7 protein-coding genes are annotated in these 5208 nt (G+C 69.8%); all 7 read right to left on the bottom strand.

Going from position 1 to position 5208, the window contains the following annotated elements; all coding sequences use genetic code 11:
- Window positions 1-70 precede the first annotated feature (70 nt).
- Window positions 71-496 carry a flagellar export chaperone FlgN gene (gene flgN / locus ACYP33_RS29815; protein WP_414451064.1) on the bottom strand — a complete coding sequence of 142 codons (426 nt, stop codon included), beginning with the start codon at window positions 494-496 and terminating at the stop codon, window positions 71-73.
- Complete coding sequence (gene flgM, locus ACYP33_RS29810; RefSeq protein ID WP_414451063.1) at window positions 493-786, bottom strand: flagellar biosynthesis anti-sigma factor FlgM; 294 nt, start codon at window positions 784-786, stop codon at window positions 493-495. The genes flgN and flgM overlap by 4 nt, the downstream gene beginning before the upstream one ends.
- A gap of 78 nt (window positions 787-864) precedes the next feature.
- On the bottom strand, window positions 865-1998 hold the full coding sequence (locus ACYP33_RS29805) for an OmpA family protein (protein ID WP_459624912.1): 1134 nt from the start codon (window positions 1996-1998) through the stop codon (window positions 865-867).
- Window positions 1968-2837, bottom strand: coding sequence for a flagellar motor stator protein MotA (gene motA, locus ACYP33_RS29800; protein WP_414451061.1), 870 nt, complete (start codon window positions 2835-2837; stop codon window positions 1968-1970). The genes ACYP33_RS29805 and motA overlap by 31 nt, the downstream gene beginning before the upstream one ends.
- A 27-nt stretch (window positions 2838-2864) precedes the next feature.
- Window positions 2865-3584 (bottom strand): FliA/WhiG family RNA polymerase sigma factor, encoded by a 720-nt coding sequence (locus ACYP33_RS29795; protein WP_459624911.1) that lies wholly within the window; start codon window positions 3582-3584, stop codon window positions 2865-2867.
- A gap of 9 nt (window positions 3585-3593) precedes the next feature.
- Entirely contained in the window at window positions 3594-4073 is a 480-nt protein-coding gene (locus tag ACYP33_RS29790) for a flagellar basal body-associated FliL family protein (RefSeq protein WP_459624910.1), read from the bottom strand.
- 23 nt (window positions 4074-4096) lie between these two features.
- Window positions 4097-5208, bottom strand: a 1112-nt coding sequence (locus ACYP33_RS29785) for a flagellar hook-length control protein FliK (RefSeq protein ID WP_459624909.1), incomplete at its 5' end; no start/stop codon positions are given.

The following is a 5208-nucleotide window of genomic DNA, read 5'->3' as shown; positions in this document are numbered from 1 at the left end:
CACCGTCGCGGCTGCCGGCGCGAACGCACCAAACCGGCCGCCGGCGCCCAGCGTGGACCATGAAGCGAACTCAGGCGGGTGCATAGGTGTGTCGCTCTCCGAACAGGACCCGCTGCACCGACTCGACCTGCGCGGCCAGCAGATTGCCGTTGCGCGTGGCCAGCTTCGCGCAGTGGGCGACGCGCGCTTCCAGCTCCGCGCAGTGCCGCTGCAATTCGCGCCGTTGCGCCACGGTGCCGCCATCGCCGAACACGCACGCCTGCAATCGCGCCAGGCTGCCCTGTGCCGGGCCGAGCTCGCTGGCACGCGTGCGACGGCGCGCGTCGATCTGCGCGATCTGATCGCCGATCACGGTCGCGAGCTGCGCGAGCCGGCCGCCGTCGAAGCGCAGCGCGATCGTGTGCTGCTCGTCGAGCAGCCGTGCAAGCTCGCGATACGCGCTCAGGTCCGCGGCGAGATCGGCAAGCAGGCGCGCGGCCCGTTGTGTGTCGCTCATCGCGAGCCGCCGTGAAAGCGGGAGATCACCGCCGCGAGACGCCCCGCGTCGAACGGCATCTCGCCTGCCGCGAGTGCCGCGCGGATCTGCTCGACGCGTGCGGTATCGATAGCCGGCATCGCGCGCTGCGCCGCATGCGCGGCCTTCATCAGGCCGGCATCGCGCAGCTCGTGCGCCTCGGTTCGCTGCACGCCGCCGCGCGCAGCGGGTGCGAGTGCCGGCCGCGCGTCGCGCGCCGTGGCGGCCACGTCGTCGGTCGCGGAATGCCCCGCGCTAGGTGTGATTCGCATGATTGCCCTTTGCCCCTAAGGGCTGCCTGATTACCGGAACCGCATCGTCCTCATTGAACGACCGGAACCCTGCGTCGATTAAATCGTGGGAGACTTCGCCTGCCCGTCAGCGCCGTGCGGCCCCGATTGCGGCCCCGATTGCGGCGCCGGTCGCGCCCCGGATTCCGCGCCCGATTGCAGCGCCGGCGACAGCGCCTCGGTGAACGCCCGCGCGGCCCGCGCGACCTGCGCCGCGAGCAGGCTGCGATCGGTCGTATGTTGCGACGACACCGCATCGACGCCGTCCGCGATCGGCGTGGCCGCACGCGGCGCACCGAACATCGCGGCAAGCATCCGCGCATGGGCGGGCGTGACGATCAGCAGCTCGATGCGACGATTCGAGGCATCGTGCGCATCGCGTGCAATCGGCGCCCGATCGCCCATCCCGATCACCTGCAGGATCTGTCCGGCCGGCAGCCCGCCGCGACGCAGCATCCGCTGCGCGCTCATCGCGCGATCGGCGGACAGATCCCAGTTCGAGCGCGAGGCCGCGTCGGTGCCGCGATACGGCACCGCGTCGGTATGTCCGATCACGAGCAGCGGATTGCCGACCGTGCGAAACAGCCCGGCGATATCGGTCAGCAGCCGGTCGAACGGCGCCGCGACGCGCGCGCTGCCGCGCTCGAACAGGCCTCGCTCGTCGGTGTCGTGCAGCATCACGCGCAAGCCGAACGGCGTGATCACCGTGCCGATGTGCGGCTCCAGATGCGCGGCGCGGCCGAGCGCGTCGATCCGCTGCGCAAGTTCGAGCAGCTCGTCGTTGGTTGCCGCAAGCGCCGCGGCATCGGCACCGGAACCTGCATCGCCCGCGGTCTGAAACCCGTGCGACGCGGCTTTCGGGGTTGGCGTATCGAGTTCGATCGCGCGGTCGAGCGATGCGCTCGCGCCGTCGAAGAAGCGCACCGACCCCGGGCTCTCGATACTCTTCTCGATCTGGTCGAGCTTCGCGCGCGTCGATTCCTCGTCGCGTGCGCCGAGCACCCACATCACCAGGAACAGGCACATCAGCGCGAGACAGAAATCCGCGAATGCAACCTTCCAGGTGCCGCCATGATCGTCGTCGTGATTCGCACGCACGACACGCTTGACGATCGTGTCGTGACGGTCGCCGCCACGGCGCTGGCCTTCGTCGCGCACGCCGCTCATGTCGTCGCCTCGATCTCGTTGATCCATTCCTCGAGCTGCGCGAAGCTGGGCTTGTTGGTCAACTGCACGAGCCGGCGGCCCGCGTCGATCGCGAGCAGCGGCGGCTTGCCGCCCGCATACGCGACGAGCGCGACCTTCACGCATTCCATGTCGGAAATCTCGGCGGTCACGATCTGCTTGATCATGTTGGCGAGCGGATCGAGCACGCCGTAGCAGAAGAAGATGCCGATGAACGTGCCGACCATCGCGGCGCCCACCTTCTCGGCGATCTCGCCGGCGGTGGCGCCTGCGCTCACGCTGTTCATCGCGATCACGATGCCGAGCACCGCCGCGACGATCCCGAAGCCCGGCATCGCATCGGAGATCTTCTTCATCGAGCGCGAGGGCTGTTCGAGATCGTTCTCCACCGCTTCGAGCTCCTGTTCGAGCACGCCTTCCAGCTCGTGCGCACTGATCTTGCCCATCGCCATGATCCGGAAGTTGTCGACGATGAACGCCAGCAGCTTCGGCTCCGCGAGCACCATCGGATAACGCTGGAACAACGGGCTGTCCTGCGGCGCCTCGACGTGCTCGTCGAGCGCCTTCAGATCGCGGCCGACCAGCAGCAATTCATACATCAGGCACAGCAACTGGCGCTGGAACGCCTTGCCCGCCGTGCGCTTGCGCAGCGTGACCATCTTGCGAAGCTGGATCAGCATTTCCGTGAGCACGTGGCGCGGGTTGCCGAGCACCAGCGCGCCCACCGCCGCACCGACGATGACCAGCAGTTCGACCGGCTGCCAGAGCTTGGCGAACTCGCCGCCCATGAGCGTGAAGCCGCCAAAAACGCAGGCCAGCACGATGAGAATGCCGCCTATCTGTTGCATGATCCGTTCCTTGTCAGTCGCGCCGCATCAGCGCGGCATCAGATGGGCGCGCATCTTTCGCAATGCCGCCTTGTTGATCTGGCAGACGCGCGCCGCCGTGAGATCGAGCACCGCGGCGATTTCCGCGAGCCCGAGCTCGAATTCGTAGTGAAGTTGAACCACGCGCTGCTCGCGCGGATCGAGTGCAAGCAGCGCGTGAGTCAGGTCGATCCGGTTCTGCACCTGCGTTTCGGCGCCGTCGTGCGCGAACGTGTCGCCCTGCTGCTCGAACAGTTCGTCGAAGCTCAGGAACGCGTCCGCGCAATCGTCGCGCTGCCAGCGCGCGATGGTGTCCGCGTCGGCGTCGAGCGCCTCGCCAAGCTCCGCTTCCGACGGGTCGCGACCCAGCGACGCCCGCAATTCGCGCTCGGCGGCACGCAACCGGTGCGCACCCTGGCGCGCGCCGCGCGGCCGCCAGTCCTGGCGCCGCAGCTCGTCGAGCATCGCGCCGCGCACGCGCACGGCCGCGAAGTGCTCGAAATCGCCGTCGGGCTCGCCGTAGCGCCGCAGCGCTTCGAGCAGACCGATCAAGCCGAGCTGTTCGAGATCCGCGCGCTCCATCGTGCCGCCGGCATGCAGGCTCAGCCGGCGCGCGATGCGCGTGACGAGCGGCGTGTAACGCAGCAGCCAGCGCTGCTCGTCGTCGCGTTGCTGGAGTGAATCCGCGCGCTGCACGCTCCGGTATTCGAGGCTGGTCGACACGTTCATGGCCGGTGCTCAGTCGACCATCATCTTGCTGATCAGCACGTCCGCGAACGGCAGCGCCTCGGTCGTGCCGTAGGCCGCCAGGTAGCCGGCCTTCAGCTTTGCGGCGAGCGCGTCGACCGGCATCTGCCGCACCTGGTCGACGTCGTAGCCGGCGAGCGTGCGGTACGCGAGCGCACGCAGCATCGGCTGTTGCTCGCGCAGCCGCTTTTCCTGCTTGGTATCGGCCGCGCCGAACACCAGATCGAGTGACAGGTAATGCGGATGCGCGGCCGGCACGCGATCGCGCAGCATCACGATCAGCCGTTCCAGCGTCACGTAGTGCGGCCGGATCGTCGCGGCGGGGGCCGCGGCCTTGCTGACCGCCGCAGTGCCCGGCGCCTTCGCACGCGACGCACCGGGCGACCAGATGCCGCCGAGCACGGCCGTCGCCACGCCCGCTGCGATGGCCGCGGCGAGCACGATCCCGATCACAATCAGTTTCCGTTTCATTCCGGTGACTCCTCGTGCATCGCTCAGCGCGATGCGAATTCGAATGCGTGGGCGGCATCGGCCTCGCCAAGCGCCCTGCCCGGCCGGCGTGTGTCGCGCTGCTGCGGATCGCGGCCTTCGCCCGGGCCGCCAGAGCCGGCGCCCGGCTCACGGCCGGTGCCGCGATGCGGCGCGACCTGCACGCTGACCTCGGTGTACTGACGGCTCGCGAGGTCCTGTCGCAGGCTTTCGGACATCGTCTGCAACTGTCGCGCGACATCCGCGTGGCTCGCGGACAACTGCACGCTGACCGCGCCCGCCTCGTGACGCAGATCGATCACCACGCTGCCGGCCAGATGCGGATCGAGCCGGATCACCGCGCGCTGTACGCCCTGCGCGGCCTGCATATGGATGCGATCGCCGAGCGCGCTCAGCAGCGCGCGCTCGGACGCGTCCGGCGACGCGGCATCGGCTTTCGCAACGAATGCCGCCGTCGACGCGGAGGCTGCGATAGGCGCGGTCGTAACGGGCGCGGCGATGACACCCGCCGGTGTGGCGGGTTGCGTCGGCGACACGTCGACGGTGCCCGTCGGCAGGCGCGGCGCGGCATCCGCCGGTGCATCGCCCGCAATGGCCGCAGGCTGCCGGCGCACGGTGAACGACGCGGGCTCGGCCGGCAGCCGGCTGGCGAGCGCGCTCGGCGCCGCCGGTGCGAACGCGGCCGGCAACGCCATCTCGGCCGACATGACCGACTGCGCGGGCCGCAGCGGTGACACGGCGGGCGCGGCGGGCGCGGCTTGCAGCGCGGCATCGGCCATCCCTTGCCCTGCACGCGAGCGCAAAGCCGACGACGCGCGCCCCATGACGTCGGCCTGCGCGTCCACCATCCGATGCACGACATCCGCGAGCGACACCGGCGCGCGACCTGCCGGCGAGGGCGCGATCACATCGGGGTCGGCCATCGCGGCCGGCTCGCCGCCGGCAGCCGATCCCGCGTCGAGCGCCATCGCAAGCGCCGGCGCGATGCCGGCAAACGCGGCGCCGATCGACGGCATCGGCAACCCTGCGCGATCCGCGACGTCAGCAGCCGCATCTCCCGGCAGGTCGGCAAGGTCGCCATCCTGCGCAACGTCATGCGCGTCGAGCGCTGTGTCGG

Source organism: Burkholderia sp. 3C (genome assembly GCF_054589155.1).
This window is presented reverse-complemented; position numbering and strand designations above follow the sequence as displayed.